Consider the following 14,728-nt stretch of genomic DNA (forward strand, 5'->3'; position numbering starts at 1 on the left):
GGAAATTTGCAATGGACAAAAACCGCGCAGAAAGACTGTTTGGCAAGCTGGGGATGAAGCTAATCCAGTTGCAACACGACAGCAGAGGATGGCAACTCCAGAGAACCATTAATGGCGAAGTGCAAAAAGTCCGCGAGTTCCGCTACTTCAGTGAAGTCGCCAGATATCTCGACGGAACGCTGATGGAAGTCGCATTGATGCAATCGTTCTACGAAGAGCTATTGCAAAAATCCGCAGCTTGGGAGTCGAAAAATGTTTGGGAGGTGATGGAGTGGCTGGCCGACAAGGGAGCACCCTATCCACCGGCACTGAAGGATCTTCAATCCATCAATCGACCCCTGCCTAGCCGATGGCGAAGTAGAGCTGCTGCCGTCTACGAAGATCAGCTAACATTGGGAACCAATGCGCGACGTATCACTCGAGCCAAAACGTTAGGTATACTCCAAACGACTTGGAAGCAGAGCGTAGGAGATCATGACAGCCCCTCTCCCCGAGACACCCAACTCACTTCAATCGATATTCGAAAAGATGCTTCCTGACTTTGGCGAGGAACTGGAGCGCAGCGCCCTGTCAGCTACATTTCAGCTCGCCTGCAATGGATTCATTTGTAGCGAGTATTTCAGCAATGCCGACGAAGAAACAACTACAGGAGCTCTTCTTGGAGCCATAGCCGCCACTGCCCCTTGGTGCTTCCAAGCCCTCTCGCAGGAACCTGACCTCAACTGGATCCGATTCGCCAAAAGCGGAAACGCCAGAAATGCGGAACCATCGACTGGCGCAGATTTTGCGTTAATCTTGAGAGTGACAGATAAATTAAGCAGACTAGCAATCTTCCAAGCGAAGTGCGCAGACAGCTGCGGAAACTTCTCCGTCCATCAGATTTCGCCCGAGCGAGCTAGTCAAGAGAAAATACCCGAGCCGCAGTTTATTCGACTCATGGATTTTGCCAGAGACGTCGAGAACGCCATACAAGTAAGCGAAGAATCCAGAAAACTACTGAGCTGGGTTCACTACATTGCATACGAGCCCGACGCGATTATAGCAACACCGCTTTCAGCGCTACGCGCAATCTCAGAACATTACGATTCATATCGAGAAAATGCAGAATCTCTATACAAAGCGAAACTTGCTGAGAGATATCCCAACACTAATAAACGCCAAAGAACAACACGCAGAAAATCCAAAGAAGAACCACGTGTTATCGACCACACTGTAGCGTCGAGCATTGAGAAGAGCCAGGTAGCGGCAGATATTTGGTCCGACTTCGAACCTGAGAGCATTTGCTCCCGAGACAATGGAATCCAATTTATCACTCTACTAACAATAGGCGCCAGCCCAACCATGCACCGGCATCCCGGGTGGCTCGAACTGGACAGCCACATGAAACTTGGAAGACTTTTGACAGCGGTCAAAGGCAAGATAGACATCTACGTTGGCCGCATCGACGACAGCGTCAATCTTGATCTGAGTTTGAAAGAAATATTAGATGGCGCCCGAGAATTCCGCGTGAAACGACGAGAACAGATTAGTGCAGAACTCATAAATACGGTGACCTCGGAGCTAGAGTCACTCTTTCCTAATGCGGAGCCCGAGCCTGATGCGGAGCCCGAGTCGAATGCTACACCCCCCACGGCGCCAAGAAAATCCCGCGGCCCCCGTCCCTAGCAATTTTTCGCCCCCCCCCTAAAGTCAAATAACTGGAAACTTCAGTCCAATCCCCGCCTGTTCCTACCGGTGAAAATGGAGGCTGGCTTATCATTTATTTCGTCGAGGCGGGGCTTGTCGGTTCCCTTGAGGCGGTTCCAGACACGGGGACTCATTGCAATCATGCTTTCTTCCACCCGTCCCATAGCCTCCCTGAGCTTGGACCACTCCTGCTCGGTGTAGCGTTCGGAGACCGCAGCCATGCGATCTGTCCCGAGTCCCGGCGTGTGATGGTGAAGCAGCTGCGATACGATCCGGCTTTCGCCAAACAGCAGCGCTGCATAGCGGCCCAGGGTTCGTCGGAAATCGTGCGTGGTCAGCCCGATGTCCACTTCGGCCCGCACATCCACGAGTCCAGCATCCCGGCGGACGTTGGCCACGATGCTCTTACTGTCGGAATAGTGTCCCGTCTTGCTGCGATGGGACCTAGCCGGGAAGACGAAGACCGACCGAACCAACGCGCGACGCGCCTGCTCTACTTCTTTCTCCAGCCTCTCGACCAACTCGATGCGGTATCCCTTGGTCTTGGCCGCCTTCAGCAGCTCCTCGATGTCTACCAATGCCTTCCGCGCCTCCACTTCATCAAGGCGCTCTTCGAACCGGCGCTCCAACACCTTTTGAGCGAAGTAAGTCACCGGCAAGTAGCGCTCCTCCCCGCTTTTGGTGTCGAACAGGTAGACCTGCGAGCCTGCACGGCGGGTGTAGGGGTTCACCTCGTCCGGCCCGGCCAGCCAGACCCAAGAGACCTCTGACTGCCGCAGTTCGCCAGGCGAACACCGGTCGAACCATCGAAGCTGTGCAGCCTCGCTGCGGCGGGTTCCCCACAGCAACGTCAGCAGCAAGTAATCCGCGCCGGTCGCGTTCAATCCGCCCTGCTCGTCCCGCCGAGCCAAGATGACTTTCAGGACCCGGGGCAGCGTATCGTCGCCCAGCGGGTTACGAACTTCAGCCCGCTCGTAGTGGCGGCGAAGCTCCTGAGCATCGCGCAGCAGGTCGTCGTCGTGGATGACCTGGAACGGGTTGTAGCGCAGCACCGGCTCGCGCTGCTCCCGGGCAGCCGCCTTCCGCTCTCGCTTGAGCACCAAGTCAACTGCCCGCTTGGCATCGGTGAACGAATGTTCGGTGGATGCCCGCCCAGCCGCCTTGACCCGCTGAAGGTATCGACCGCTGATCCCCAGAGCTTCGAGTTGCTGCGTTGAGAGATCCGCCCAGTCGGGATACTCGGCCAGTGCGGTTCGCATCGCCGTCGGGATGCGATTGGACCGGACCATGGAAGACCGTCGCAGGTTCTCGAAGGCTTGGTGGATGTCCCGGTCCGTCAACCGGAGGATGGCTTTGCCGGCCAGCCCGACTTCAGCGCGCGCGAACCGCGCCAAACTGTCCTGAACCGCTCGGACGCTGGCCGGCTTGGCCTTCTTGTTGCGAACCTTCTTTTCGAGGTCTTCGATGTAGGCGGCGAAGCAATCGGCCAGGGTGACCCCCTTGAGCTCGAGCAGGTGCTCGCTTCGAGCCTCTTGGCGAGACGGGTGCTCCCCGGTCTCTCGAACCACGGCCAACTTCTGTCGCGCCAGCTCGTAGGCCTGCTCGGGCCCCATGTCCGCCACATTCCCCAGCGAGAACCTCCGCACCCCGGACGGCCCTCGAACTACGACCTCATATGTCGTGCGGGTGGTGCCTACGTAAAAGCCAAAGCCTGTCGGCGCTCCTTGGTTACCATCCAAGACCCGATAGGGCTTCCCCACTTCCGCTACCGGGCGCTGGGCGATGATGGCCCGGCCCTGCGGGCCCTCAACGGGGCCTTTGGCCACGCTCAGTTCGCAGATTTGCCGGTAGGTCAGCTTAAACTTGGTGCCTCGGCGACGCGGGGCATCTGCCTCCGTCGCAACAACCGTATCCATGGTCGATCCGCTGTGTGTCCGTCGCAACATCGATTTGATCCCGTTTGAGTGAGCGCCGCAACTGCGGCGCAACAAAGAACACCGTTACTTGCCGCCAGTGACCCGGATTGACCGCTACAGACCGTAGGAAGGCTTCTTGCAAACCCCTGATTCCAAAGCGAAACCCTTGTCGTCCAATTCCACTGCTGAGCACACCCCGCTCATGAAGCAGTTCTTCGCCGCCAAGTCCGAATATCCGGACCTGCTGCTGTTCTTCCGCATGGGCGATTTCTACGAACTGTTCTACGACGACGCGCGCAAGGCCGCGCGCCTGCTGGACATCACCCTGACCCAGCGCGGCAGTTCCGGTGGTGCGCCGATCCCGATGGCCGGGGTGCCGGTGCATGCCTACGAGGGCTATCTGGCGCGGCTGGTGGCGTTGGGCGAGTCGGTGGCGATCTGCGAGCAGATCGGCGATCCGGCGCTGGCCAAGGGCCTGGTCGAGCGCAAGGTGGTGCGCGTGGTCACGCCGGGCACGGTCACCGACGAGGCGCTGCTCGACGAGCGCCGCGACACCTTGCTGATGGCGATCGCGCGCAACAAACACGGCTACGGCCTGGCCTGGGCCGACCTGGCCGGCGGCCGCTTCCTGGTCAACGAGGTCGACAGCGAGGACGCGCTGGAAGCGGAGTTAGCCCGATTGGAACCGGCCGAACTGCTGGTGCCCGACGAGGACCAGTGGCCGGAGTTCCTGCGCGAGCGCCGCGGCGTGCGCCGCCGCGCGCCGTGGCTGTTCGACGCCGACAGCGGCCGTCGCCAGTTGCTCAACTTCTTCCAGTTGCACGACCTCACCGGCTTCGGCATCGACGACAAACCGCGCGCCACCGCCGCTGCCGGCGCCCTGCTCGGCTACGTGGAGGAGACGCAGAAACAACGCCTGCCGCACCTGACCGCGATCGCGATGGAAACCGCGGCCGAGGCGATCGCGATGAACGCGGCCACGCGCCGCCACCTGGAGCTGGATACGCGGGTGGATGGCGACACCCGCAACACCTTGCTCGGCGTTCTGGACAGCACGGTCACGCCGATGGGCGGTCGCCTGCTGCGGCGCTGGCTGCACCGCCCGCTGCGCCTGCGCGAGGTGCTGGTGCAGCGCCACCACGCGGTCGGCACGCTGATCGATCGCGGCGCCGATGCCGACCTGCGCGACGCGTTCCGCGCGCTCGGCGACATCGAACGCATCCTCACCCGCGTGGCGCTGCGCTCGGCGCGCCCGCGCGATTTCTCCACGCTGCGCGACGGCCTGGGCCTGCTGCCGACGGTGCGCACGATCCTGGCACCGCTGGATTCGCCGCGGCTGGCCGCGCTGGCCGCGGAACTGGGCCAGCACGACGAGATCGCGCACCTGCTCGCCTCGGCGATCGCCGAGCAGCCGCCGCTCAAGCTCAGCGACGGCGGCGTCATCGCCGCCGACTACGACGCCGAGCTGGACGAATTGCGCCGGCTCAGCACCCATGCCGACCAGTTCCTGATCGACCTGGAAGCGCGCGAGCGCGCCAGCAGCGGCATCGCCACGCTGAAGGTCGGCTACAACCGCGTGCACGGCTACTACATCGAGATCAGCAAGGGCCAGGCGGAAAAGGCGCCGGTGCACTACACGCGGCGGCAGACCCTGACCAACGCCGAGCGCTACATCACCGAGGAACTGAAGAACTTCGAGGACAAGGTGCTGTCGGCGCGCGAACGCGCGCTGTCGCGCGAGAAGCTGCTCTACGAAGCCTTGCTGGACACCTTGGGCGATCGCCTGGAGCCGCTCAAGCGCGCCGCCGCCGCACTCAGCGAACTGGACGTGCTCGCCGGCTTCGCCGAACGCGCGCAGGCGCTGGACTGGGCGCAACCGGAACTGGACACCGCGCCGTGCCTGCGCATCGAACGCGGCCGCCACCCGGTGGTGGAAGCGGTGCGCGAGCAGCCGTTCGAACCCAACGACCTGGACCTGCATCCGGACCGGCGCATGCTGGTGATCACCGGCCCGAACATGGGCGGTAAATCCACCTACATGCGCCAGAACGCGCTGATCGTGCTGCTGGCGCACATCGGCAGCTACGTGCCGGCGACGCGTGCGGTGATCGGCCCGATCGACCGCATCCTGACCCGCATCGGCGCCGGCGACGACCTGGCGCGCGGCCAGTCCACCTTCATGGTCGAGATGGCCGAGACCAGCTACATCCTGCATCACGCCAGCGCGCAGTCGCTGGTGCTGATGGACGAGATCGGCCGCGGCACCTCCACCTACGACGGCCTGGCCCTGGCCGACGCGGTGGCGCGCCACCTGGCCCACCACAACCGCTGCTACACCCTGTTCGCCACGCACTATTTCGAGCTGACCGCGCTGGCCGACGAATCGGTCGAAGGCGGCGCCAGCGGCATCGCCAACGTGCACCTGGACGCGGTCGAGCACGGCGACAAACTGGTGTTCATGCATGCGGTCAAGGACGGCCCGGCGAATCGCAGTTTCGGCCTGCAGGTGGCGGCGCTGGCCGGCCTGCCCAAGGCCACCGTCGCGCAGGCGCGGCGGCGGCTGGCGGAACTGGAACAACGCGGCGGCGAAAGCCACGCCTCGCAGATGGCGCCGCAGGCGCTGGACGCGCCGCAGCAGTTCGGCCTGTTCGCGGCCGCCCCATCGGCGGCGCAGGACGCGCTGGCCGCGCTGGATCCGGACGAGCTGACGCCCAAGCAGGCGCTGGAAGCCTTGTACCGCCTCAAGTCGCTGCTGTAGCGCGTGCGTGCGGCCTCAGCCCCTCTCCCACCGGGAGAGGGGTTGGGGTGAGGGTACGGCGCGAAGCGTCTCGCCGTGTTTGGATGCACGAGGCTGGCCCGTATCCTCATCCGCCTCTTCTCCCCGAAAAGGGGCCATGGTCCCGACGGGAGAAGGAACCGCGTGAGCCCCTCTCCCACCGGGAGAGGGGTTGGGGTGAGGGTACGGCGCGAAGCGACTCGCGGAGTTTGGGCGCACGAGGCTGCACCCGTACCCTCATCTGCGCCTGCGTGGCACCTTTCCCCGAAAAGGGAGCCCATGGTCCCGAGGGGAGAAGGAACAGCCGCTAGGCCGTCGCCGGCGCCACACTTGCTGGCATATCCGGATGCGGATGCGCCGCGATCAACGCAGCATCGATCGCACTGGCACGCAGCAATGCAGGACGATCGCCATGGCGCTGCGCGAACGCGGCGAATGCCGGGCGCGGCTCGAGCTGGCCGATGCGCAGGTAGTACCCCAGGCATGCGGCGGCATACAGGTCGGCCGCGCTGAAGCGATCGCCGGCCAGGTAGTCGCGGTCCGCGACCGCCTGTTCCAGGGTCTGCAGCAGGTCGGCCTCGCGGCCATAGCCGGCGCTGCGTGCCGGTGCCAGCACCCCACCCTCCTTCGCGGTCAACAGCGCCTCGAACGGCCCGGCCAGGAAGAACAGCCAGCGGTAGTAGTCGGCGCGCGCCGGCGATCCCGGCGGCGGCGCCAGCTGCCGCTCCGGCACCAGATCGGCCAGGTAGGCGCAGATCGCCGCATTCTCGGTGACCACGGTGTCGCCATGGCGCAGCGCCGGCACCTTGCCCATCGGGTTGATCGCCAGATAGGCCGGCGCCTTCATCGTGGTGCCGTAATCGAGAATGACCGCCTGATACGGCAGGCCGGTTTCCTCCAGCATCCAGCGGGCGACGCGGCCGCGCGACATGGGGTGGGTGTAAAGCACGATCTCGGTGGACATGGGCAGACTTCCGTTGTGAACAGCCTGCAGTCTGGTCCTGCCCTGCTGACAGGTGCTGTCAGTAGTCGGCGCCGTAGCCGGTGGCCGCGCGCCAGCGCTTGATCAACAGGTGCCGGCGCGAGGGATAGCGTTCGCCGTCGTCGGCCAGGGCCAGCACCCGGTCGGCGCGGAAGTGGCGGAAATCGCGGCGCAGTTCGCACCACGCGGCGATCATGCCGTAGCTGCCGAAGAAGGCCATCGCGAACGGCCAGATCAACCGTTGCGAGGCCGCGCCATTGGCGTCGCTGTAGTCCATCCGCAGCACGTGCTCGAGGCGGATGCCACGGCGCAGCACCGGCAGCCACGGCGCCGGCGGCGGCACGTCCGCGGCGGCGGGCACCAGCAGTCCGCTGGTCTCGATCGACAGGCGCAGGTTGCCGGGCAGCGTGGCCGCGATCCGCGCCACCGCGCGCTGCGCCGCCTGCGCCAGTTCCGGATCGGCCTGGCGCGCCACCCAGCGCGCGCCCAGGGTCACGGCCTCCAATTCGTCCTCGCTGAAATTCAGCGCCGGCAGCAGGAAGCCGGGACGCAGCACGTAGCCGACGCCGGGATCGCCGAGGATGTCGGCGCCTTGCACGCGCAAGGTCGCGATATCGCGGTACAGCGTGCGCAGGCTGACGCCCAGCGCGGTGGCGAGCTGGGCACCGGCCACCGGCCGGCGCCGGCCGCGCAGGGCGTCGAGCAGGTGCAGCAGACGGGTCGCACGGATGGCCATCGCGACAGGATAGTGGGCTTTGCCGTGTGCTGGTCGCTGCCGGGAAGGATCCGCTCCCGCTTCCAGGCATGTCGGGCGAGCGCGCGCAGGCCATCGAACCGGTGCGGGGTGACACGCTGGCGCGCGCAAGCCGGCCGCTGCCGGGTGGAGGCTCGCGTCGCGGCTGTAGCCCGCCCGAAACACGCGCCCCTATACTCGCAAGGCCGTCGCTGGCCGCATTGCCGGCGCATGCGCCGGCGAGGGATCAGCCGCGCGAGTGGACGCGCTCAGCACAAGGAAGCAAGGCAACGCATGTCGATACGCCCGCAAGCCACGGCACCGCAACCGGCGCGACCAGGCATTGCGCTCGACGCAGCCGCGTCCGGCACCCGGGCCGCCATCCAGCACCGCGACGTGGCCGCTTCCAACCGCATCGGTAGGCACTGAAGGAGCCTCGCTTGGAGATCTACCTGTTCGTGATCGGCGTCGTCGTGGGCGGTTTGCTGTTGCACGTCTTCAGACACACGGGATCGGCCGCTCCGCGCACGCCGCAGTCAGCACCCGAACCCGACCCCAAGCCGGAAGCGCCCGAAGCGCTGGCCGGAGAAACCCCGGCCCAGCACCTGCAGCGGTTGCGCCAGCAGCTGGAAGCGCTGGACGACCAGATCCAGAGCCCGGCCGATCTGTTGCGGATCGCGCAGTTCCAGCAAGGCGCGACCCTGCTGGCCAGCGCGGAGTTCTCCGACCAGGCGGTGCTCGAAGCGCTCGGCAGCCCCGGCTACGCGCTGCCGTCGATGGCCGCGGTGGCGCTGCCGCAGCGCCGCCGCAGCGATCCGGACGCGGTGCTGGAACTGCTGCCGCACCTGGGCTCGTATCCGCTCAACTTCGTGCTCGACTACCTGCAGACGCTGCCGGACGCCGATCACCTGCATCTGCTGCTGCGCCAGGCGCGCGACTGGTGGTGGGGCTTCGTGCCGTTCCGGCAGCGCCTGCGCGGCTATCTGCACTGGGCCGCGGGCAAGGCGCCGGCGGACCGCGCGGTGGAGTTCGACGGACTGGACGACGAGGCGCTGGCCAAGCTGGCCGACACCCTCGGCCAGTTCAAGGAGCCGGTGCTGGAGCCGTTCCTGCAGCGCCTGCAGGACGCGCGCAGCCTGCGCCGCGAGCAGCGCGTGCTCGGCGGTTTCGGCCGCGTCGTCGCCACGCTGGCGCCGCGCCTGCGCCTGCGTCATCCCGCGCTGGATGCAGCGCTGCAGCGCGCCTACGAGCAGCTGGTGGCCACGCCGCCGCAGCCGGTGCTGCTGGTCGGCGAGCACGGCGTCGGCAAGAGCGTGCTGATCGATCTGCTCAGCGAACGCCTGCTGGCCGAAGGCTGGCGCGTATTCGAAGCGTCGGCGGCGGAGATCCTCGCCGGGCAGAGCTACATCGGCGAACTGGAAGGCCGCATCCGCGAGATGCTGGCGGTGCTGCACCGCGAACGCGCGTTGTGGCGCGCGCCCGACTTCTACGACCTGCTGCACAAGGGCTCGCACTCGCGCGACCCGCGCGGCATCCTCGACCTGGTGCTGCCGGCGCTGGAGCGCGGCGAGCTGCGCCTGATCGGCGAAATCACGCCGCGGCAGCTGGCGCAGCTGCAGGTGGCGCGGCCGGCAACGCGCTCGCGCTTCGAAGTGGTCACGCTGGCGCCGGCCGCCCCCGCCGCGCTGGCGCAGATCGGCGAACAGTGGGCGCAGGCGCAGCGGCAGACGCTGCAGGCGGAGGTGATCGACGCGCGCACCCTGGCCGAGGCCGAACGCATGGCCGCGCAGTACTTCCCCGAGCAGCACGAGCCGGGGCGGCTGCTGCAGTTGCTGGACGAGACCTTGCAGGCCGCGACCGGCGCCGAGACGCCGCGCCTGCCGCTCGACGACGATGCGCTGCTGCAGGCCGTGGCCAAGCGCAGCGGCCTGCCGCTGGACGTGATCGACGATCGCCAGCGGCTGGAACTGGACGCGCTGCGCCGCTTTTTCCGCCAGCGCGTGCTCGGCCAGGACGAAGCGGTGGAGACCCTGCTCGATCGCATCGCCATGCTCAAGGCCGGCCTGGTCGACAGCCATCGCCCGATCGGCGTGTTCCTGTTCGCCGGCCCCACCGGCACCGGCAAGACCGAACTGGCCAAGGCGCTGGGCGAGCTGCTGTTCGGCAACGCCGAGCGCCTGCTGCGCCTGGACATGAGCGAATTCCAGGGCGAGGACGCGCTGTCGCGGCTCACCGGCGACGACAGCGCCGGCCAGCGCACGCTGATCGCGCGGATCCGCGAGCAGCCGTTCTCGGTGGTGTTGCTGGACGAGTTCGAGAAGGCCCACTCCAAGGTCTGGGACCTGTTCCTGCAGGTGTTCGACGACGCGCGACTGAGCGATCGCAACGGCAACACCGCCGACTTCCGCCACAGCATCATCATCCTGACCAGCAACGTCGGCGCCACCCTCGCGCGCGGCGCCGGCCCCGGCTTCGCCACCGTCGCCGGCGGCTACTCGCGCAGCGCGGTGGAGAAGGCGGTGTACGAAACCTTCCGCCGCGAGTTCATCAACCGGCTCGATCGGGTGGTGCTGTTCAACCCGCTGGACCGCGCGCTGATGCGCGAGATCCTGCACAAGGAGCTCGATCGCACGCTGACCCGGCGCGGCCTGCGCAACCGCGCCTGGGCGGTGGAATGGGAGCCGTCGGCGATCGAATTCCTGCTCGATCGCGGCTTCACCCCGGACCTGGGCGCACGCCCGCTGCGCCGCGCGATCGAGCAGCACCTGCTCGCGCCGCTGGCGCGCAGCATCGTCGAACAGCGCGCGCCGGAAGGCGACCAGTTCCTGTTCGTGCGCGGCGCCGGCGATCGCCTCGACGTGCGCTTCATCGCCCCCGATGCACCCGCGCCCATGCCCGCAGCGGGCACTGTCGCCGACCCGGCGGCGCCGGCGGACCTGCGCGACATCGTCTACGCGCCGGTCACCGGCGGCGCGGCGCTGACGCGCCTGGACACGGCCCTGCACGTCCTCCACGAGGCCCACGCCGCAAGCGCATGGCGGCTGGCGCGGGAAGCGGATTTCGCCAGCATGGGCGAACCCGATTTCTGGTCGCAGCCCACCCGCTTCCAGGTGCTGGACCGGATCGAACGCCGCGACCGCATCGAAAGCGCGCTGGACAGTGCCGGACGCATGCGCGCGCGGCTGGACGGCGCGCAGCGCGACGGCGAATTCGTCGCCCGCCTGGCGCAATTGCTGTGGCTGCTGCAACTGGCCAGCGACGCGCTGCAGGAGCAACGCCCGCAGGACGCGCTGCTGGACCTGCGCATCGGCGCCAGCGAACTGCACCGCCATCCCGCCGACGCGCGGCGCTGGTGGCAGCAGTTGCTGCAGATGTATCTGGCGTGGGCCGCGCAACGCAACATGCGCGTGGAGGTGCTGCAGCAGGATCCGGAGCAGGGCCGCGCCTGGCTGGCGATCGCCGGCTTCGGCGCGCTGGATCTGCTGCAACCGGAGACCGGCCTGCACGTGCAGGAACAGGACGCCGACGAACCGGCGCTGCGCCGGCTCAGCGCACAGGTGCGGGTCGCGCCGGACCTGCCCGGACAGGCCCGGCGCGCGTCGGATGCCGACGACGAACTGCGCGTGTGCCGCCGCTACCGCATCGCGCCGGCGCCGCTGGTGCGCGACAGCGTGCGCGGTTGGCGCAGCGGCCGGCTGGAGCGCGTGCTGGGCGGCGATTTCGACGTGATGCCCAGCGCCTGAACCGCGCTGGCGGCGGCGCACGCCGCTCCCAGACACCGCGCGCGGCATGCGCCACGATCGCAACGCCCCGCCCCGCCCCGCCTTTCGATTGCCGCTCCCTATCGAATCATTTCGATCAATCAATTTTATAAAGAATTCAGCCACCGATAGTCTGCACCTACCGAATCAGCCCGAGCCCGCCATGCGCCAGCCCAATGATCGCCTCTTCCGCATTGCGCCGACGCATCGCTAACGCGCCCCCGCGCTTTCCGACACCCGCCCCCATCCCCAGCGACCGCCAGGCCCACAGGCGCGTCCCTTGCGCACGAAGGTAGAGACCGATGAACACCGAAGCCAAATGCCCGTTCAACCACAGCGCCGCCGCCGAAGGCACCACCAACAAGGACTGGTGGCCCAAGCAATTGCGCGTGGACCTGCTCAGCCAGCATTCGTCCAGATCCAACCCGCTGGGCGAGACGTTCGATTACGCCAAGGCCTTCAACGCGCTCGACCTGCAGGCGCTGAAGCGAGACCTGCACGCGTTGATGACCGATTCGCAGGACTGGTGGCCGGCCGATTTCGGCCATTACGGCCCGTTGTTCATCCGCATGGCCTGGCATAGCGCCGGCACCTATCGCACCGGCGACGGCCGTGGCGGCGGCGGCCGCGGCCAGCAACGCTTCGCTCCGCTCAACAGCTGGCCGGACAACGTCAGCCTGGACAAGGCGCGGCGCCTGCTGTGGCCGATCAAGCAGAAGTACGGGCAGGCGATTTCCTGGGCCGACCTGATGATCCTCACCGGCAACGTCGCGCTGGAATCGATGGGCTTCAAGACCTTCGGTTTCGCCGGCGGCCGCGAAGACACCTGGGAGCCGGACCAGGACGTGTACTGGGGCCGCGAGACCACCTGGCTGGGCGGCGACGTGCGCTATGCGCACGGCTCGGACGGCGTGGACAAGGCCGGCGGCGTGCTGGTCTCCGACGACGACGCCGATGGCGACGTGCACACGCGCAATCTGGAGAACCCGCTGGCCGCGGTGCAGATGGGCCTGATCTACGTCAATCCGGAAGGCCCGGACGGCAATCCGGATCCGCTGCTCGCCGCCAAGGACATCCGCGACACCTTCGCGCGCATGGCGATGAACGACGAAGAGACGGTCGCATTGATCGCCGGCGGCCACACCTTCGGCAAGACCCACGGCGCCGGCCCGGCCGACCACGTCGGCGCCGAACCGGAAGCCAGCGACCTGGGCGCGCAGGGCCTGGGCTGGCACAACAGTTTCGGCAGCGGCAAGGGCGGCGACACCATCACCAGCGGCCTGGAGGTCACCTGGACCACCACCCCGGCGCAGTGGAGCCACGATTTCTTCGAACACCTGTTCAAGTTCGAGTGGGAGCTGAGCAAGAGCCCGGCCGGCGCGCACCAGTGGGTGGCGAAGAATGCCGAGGCGCTGATCCCGGACGCGCACGATGCGTCGAAGAAGCATCTGCCGACCATGCTCACCACCGACCTGGCGCTGCGCTTCGATCCGGCCTACGCCGCGATCTCGCGCCGCTTCCTGGAACACCCCGAGCAGTTCGCCGATGCCTTCGCCCGCGCCTGGTTCAAGCTGACCCACCGCGACATGGGTCCGCGTGCGCGCTACCTGGGTCCCGAGGTGCCGGCCGAAGAACTGGTCTGGCAGGATCCGATCCCCGCGCTGGACCACGCGCTGGTCGATGCGCAGGACATCGCCGCCCTGAAGCAGACGCTGCTCGGTTCGGGCCTGAGCATCGCCCAGCTGGTGTCCACTGCATGGGCCTCGGCCTCCACCTTCCGCGGCTCGGACAAGCGCGGCGGCGCCAACGGCGCGCGCATCCGCCTGGCCCCGCAGAAGGACTGGGAGGTCAACCAGCCCGAACAGCTGGCGCAGGTCCTGTCCGTGCTCGAACGCATCCAGGCGCAGTTCAACGGCGCCCAGAGCGGCGGCAAGAAGATCTCGCTGGCCGACCTGATCGTGCTCGGCGGCGCGGCTGCGGTCGAGCAGGCCGCCAAGAACGCGGGGCAGACCCTGACCGTGCCGTTCGTGCCGGGGCGCATGGACGCCACGCAGGCGCAGACCGACGTCGAATCGTTCGCCGTGCTCGAACCGGCGGCCGACGGCTTCCGCAACTACAGCAAGCGCCGCTACGCGGTCTCCGCCGAAGCGCTGCTGATCGACAAGGCACAGCTGCTGACCCTGACCGCGCCGGAGATGACCGTGCTGGTCGGCGGCCTGCGCGTGCTCGGCGCCAATGTCGGGCAGTCGGCGCACGGCGTGTTCACCAAGCGCACCGACACGCTGAGCAACGACTTCTTCGCCAACCTGCTGGACATGGGAATCGAGTGGAAGGCGACCTCGGACACCAAGGAACTGTACGCGGGCCGCGATCGCACCAGCGGCGAGCAAACGTGGACCGGCACGCGCGTGGATCTGGTGTTCGGTTCCAACTCGATCCTGCGTGCCCTGGCCGAGGTGTATGCCAGCGCCGATGCGCAGGAGAAGTTCGTGCGGGATTTCGTCGCGGCCTGGAGCAAGGTGATGCAGCTGGACCGTTTCGATCTGGCGGCGTGAGATCGAGGGCCTGCCCGGTGCATTGGGCGGGCTGCTGATCGGTCAGGCCTGCCCGGATGATCCGGAGCGGGTCGGCGGACGCAGTTGCTGCACTGCGCGGCATATAAAAAACGCCCCGGCTTGCCGGGGCGTTTGCGTGAGCGTCATGACATAGGCATCGCGACGCCAAGGCTGATGCAAGTTGGTCGTTGAAAGTGACTCGGGCCCTCAATCCCACGCTACCCGACACCGACAGGTCACCGCTTCGTTCGTCGCGACTGAAGTCGCTCCCACAGGGACTCGCGGCACGTTGGCTGTTGCGCTGATGTGAGACTTCGAG

Annotated in this window: 8 protein-coding genes; 5 read left to right on the top strand and 3 right to left on the bottom strand. The window is 66.7% G+C overall.

Annotated elements, in window-relative coordinates:
* Positions 1 to 11 precede the first annotated feature (11 nt).
* Both AB8810_RS16630 and AB8810_RS16635 read left to right on the top strand, forming a co-directional pair.
* The gene (locus tag AB8810_RS16630) at positions 12 to 539 is read left to right on the top strand and encodes a hypothetical protein (RefSeq protein WP_369914271.1); all 528 of its coding nucleotides are present in this window, start codon (positions 12 to 14) and stop codon (positions 537 to 539) included.
* Positions 475 to 1,665, top strand: coding sequence for a hypothetical protein (locus AB8810_RS16635; RefSeq protein ID WP_179570863.1), 1,191 nt, complete (start codon positions 475 to 477; stop codon positions 1,663 to 1,665). Before AB8810_RS16630 ends, AB8810_RS16635 begins: the two co-directional genes overlap by 65 nt.
* Before the next feature lie 41 nt (positions 1,666 to 1,706).
* Here the strand turns inward: AB8810_RS16635 and AB8810_RS16640 are convergent, their stop codons facing one another.
* Positions 1,707 to 3,602: an integrase gene (locus AB8810_RS16640; protein ID WP_369914273.1), complete on the bottom strand. Its 1,896-nt coding sequence runs from the start codon at positions 3,600 to 3,602 to the stop codon at positions 1,707 to 1,709.
* A gap of 202 nt (positions 3,603 to 3,804) precedes the next feature.
* Here AB8810_RS16640 and mutS point away from each other — a divergent pair, with 202 nt between their 5' ends.
* Positions 3,805 to 6,360, top strand: a complete 2,556-nt coding sequence (mutS, locus tag AB8810_RS16645; RefSeq protein WP_369914274.1) for a DNA mismatch repair protein MutS — start codon at positions 3,805 to 3,807, stop codon at positions 6,358 to 6,360.
* A gap of 325 nt (positions 6,361 to 6,685) precedes the next feature.
* On the opposite strand, the gene AB8810_RS16650 is transcribed toward mutS, so the two are convergent.
* Positions 6,686 to 7,342 carry a glutathione S-transferase family protein gene (locus AB8810_RS16650; RefSeq protein ID WP_206258728.1) on the bottom strand — a complete coding sequence of 219 codons (657 nt, stop codon included), beginning with the start codon at positions 7,340 to 7,342 and terminating at the stop codon, positions 6,686 to 6,688.
* Positions 7,343 to 7,400: 58 nt separating this feature from the next.
* Entirely contained in the window at positions 7,401 to 8,096 is a 696-nt protein-coding gene (locus AB8810_RS16655; protein WP_369914275.1) for a helix-turn-helix transcriptional regulator, read from the bottom strand.
* Positions 8,097 to 8,533: 437 nt separating this feature from the next.
* Between AB8810_RS16655 and AB8810_RS16660 the strand changes: the two genes are divergently transcribed.
* Positions 8,534 to 11,836 carry an AAA family ATPase gene (locus tag AB8810_RS16660; protein ID WP_369914276.1) on the top strand — a complete coding sequence of 1,101 codons (3,303 nt, stop codon included), beginning with the start codon at positions 8,534 to 8,536 and terminating at the stop codon, positions 11,834 to 11,836.
* A gap of 320 nt (positions 11,837 to 12,156) precedes the next feature.
* Entirely contained in the window at positions 12,157 to 14,409 is a 2,253-nt protein-coding gene (gene katG / locus AB8810_RS16665; protein WP_369914277.1) for a catalase/peroxidase HPI, read from the top strand.
* Positions 14,410 to 14,728 lie beyond the last annotated feature (319 nt).

The sequence above is a fragment of the Xanthomonas sp. NCPPB 3005 genome (assembly GCF_041228095.2).
Lineage (GTDB): Bacteria > Pseudomonadota > Gammaproteobacteria > Xanthomonadales > Xanthomonadaceae > Xanthomonas_A > Xanthomonas_A bonasiae.

Excerpts from the sequence above, each read along its gene's own strand:
- AB8810_RS16650 (WP_206258728.1), bottom strand. The coding sequence starts at position 7,342 with ATGTCCACCGAGATCGTGCTTTACACCCACCCCATGTCGCGCGGCCGC.
- AB8810_RS16635 (WP_179570863.1), top strand. The coding sequence starts at position 475 with ATGACAGCCCCTCTCCCCGAGACACCCAACTCACTTCAATCGATATTC.
- mutS (WP_369914274.1), top strand. The coding sequence starts at position 3,805 with ATGAAGCAGTTCTTCGCCGCCAAGTCCGAATATCCGGACCTGCTGCTG.
- AB8810_RS16630 (WP_369914271.1), top strand. The coding sequence starts at position 12 with ATGGACAAAAACCGCGCAGAAAGACTGTTTGGCAAGCTGGGGATGAAG.
- AB8810_RS16655 (WP_369914275.1), bottom strand. The coding sequence starts at position 8,096 with ATGGCCATCCGTGCGACCCGTCTGCTGCACCTGCTCGACGCCCTGCGC.
- katG (WP_369914277.1), top strand. The coding sequence starts at position 12,157 with ATGAACACCGAAGCCAAATGCCCGTTCAACCACAGCGCCGCCGCCGAA.
- AB8810_RS16640 (WP_369914273.1), bottom strand. The coding sequence starts at position 3,602 with ATGGATACGGTTGTTGCGACGGAGGCAGATGCCCCGCGTCGCCGAGGC.